The sequence below is a fragment of the Collinsella sp. AF23-2 genome, from assembly GCF_003459245.1.
Lineage (GTDB): Bacteria > Actinomycetota > Coriobacteriia > Coriobacteriales > Coriobacteriaceae > Collinsella.
The window spans coordinates 1-1,712 of record NZ_QRVG01000008.1 but is presented as its reverse complement, the minus strand read 5'-3'; the positions used below and the strand labels follow the sequence as shown (position 1 = coordinate 1,712).

The 1,712-nt window shown below is 63.7% G+C and carries 1 rRNA gene; it reads right to left on the bottom strand.

The annotated features are described in order from the left end of the window. Window positions 1–199: 199 nt before the first annotated feature. Window positions 200–1,705: ribosomal RNA gene (locus DWY03_RS04705) — 16S ribosomal RNA — on the bottom strand. Window positions 1,706–1,712: the final 7 nt, after the last annotated feature.

Genomic DNA, 1,712 nt, shown 5'->3' with positions numbered 1-1,712 from the left:
TTGATTTAATCGCAGAAAAGAATCGAGTCTGGAAGAATGATCTTCCATCTCTCTCCTATCGCTATGCGGCTCTCAAGGTACGCGGGTGCGACCCCGGGGACCGGGTGCTGCGGGGAATCATCCTGGCGGACATCAACCGGACGGGCTCCTGCCCTCTATTCGAGTTAAGTTGATCTCTCTAGAAGATTTATCTCCCTAGAAAGGAGGTGATCCAGCCGCACCTTCCGGTACGGCTACCTTGTTACGACTTCACCCCCCTCACCCTCCACACCTTCGGCGCCTCCCCCCTTGCGGTTGGGCCGGCGACTTCGGGTGCAGACGACTCGGGTGGTGTGACGGGCGGTGTGTACAAGGCCCGGGAACGCATTCACCGCGGCATGCTGATCCGCGATTACTAGCAACTCCGACTTCATGGGGGCGGGTTGCAGCCCCCAATCCGAACTGGGGCCGGCTTTCCGGGATCCGCTCCCCCTCGCGGGGTGGCATCCCTCTGTACCGGCCATTGTAGCACGTGTGCAGCCCAGGGCATAAGGGGCATGATGACTTGACGTCGTCCCCGCCCTCCTCCGCCTTGACGGCGGCGGTCCCGCGTGGGTTCCCGGCATCACCCGATGGCAACACGCGGCGGGGGTTGCGCTCGTTGCGGGACTTAACCCAACATCTCACGACACGAGCTGACGACAGCCATGCACCACCTGTATGGGCTCCTCTCGGCCACGGGGTCTCCCCCGCTTCACCCATATGTCAAGCCCTGGTAAGGTTCTTCGCGTTGCTTCGAATTAAGCCACATGCTCCGCTGCTTGTGCGGGCCCCCGTCAATTCCTTTGAGTTTTAGCCTTGCGGCCGTACTCCCCAGGCGGGACGCTTAATGCGTTGGCTGCGGCACGGGGGGATCGTCCCCCCACACCTAGCGTCCATCGTTTACGGCTGGGACTACCAGGGTATCTAATCCTGTTCGCTCCCCCAGCTTTCGCGCCTCAGCGTCGGTCTCGGCCCAGAGGGCCGCCTTCGCCACCGGTGTTCCACCCGATATCTGCGCATTCCACCGCTACACCGGGTGTTCCACCCTCCCCTACCGGACCCAAGCCGCGGAGGTTCCGGGGGCTTCGGGGGGTTGAGCCCCCCGCTTCGACCCCCGGCCTGCCGGGCCGCCTACGCGCGCTTTACGCCCAATGAATCCGGATAACGCTCGCCCCCTACGTATTACCGCGGCTGCTGGCACGTAGTTAGCCGGGGCTTCTTCTGCAGGTACAGTCTTGACTCTTCCCTGCTGAAAGCGGTTTACGACCCGAAGGCCTCCGTCCCGCACGCGGCGTCGCTGCGTCAGGGTTCCCCCCATTGCGCAAGATTCCCCACTGCTGCCTCCCGTAGGAGTCTGGGCCGTGTCTCAGTCCCAATCTGGCCGGTCGGTCTCTCAACCCGGCTACCCGTTGTCGGCACGGTGGGCCGTCACCCCGCCGTCTACCTGATGGGCCGCGGAGCCATCCCCTCCCGTCGGGGCTTTAGCCGGGGTGCCATGCGGCACCCCGGGGTATCCGGTATTACCCGTCCTTTCGGGCGGCTATCCCGGGGGAGGGGGCAGGTTCTCCACGTGTTACTCAGCCGTTCGCCACTCGCTTCCACCCGGAGGTGGGTGCCGTTCGACTTGCATGTGTTAGGCGCGCCGCCAGCGTTCATCCTGAGCCAGGATCGAACTCTCCGTCCAAAATAAA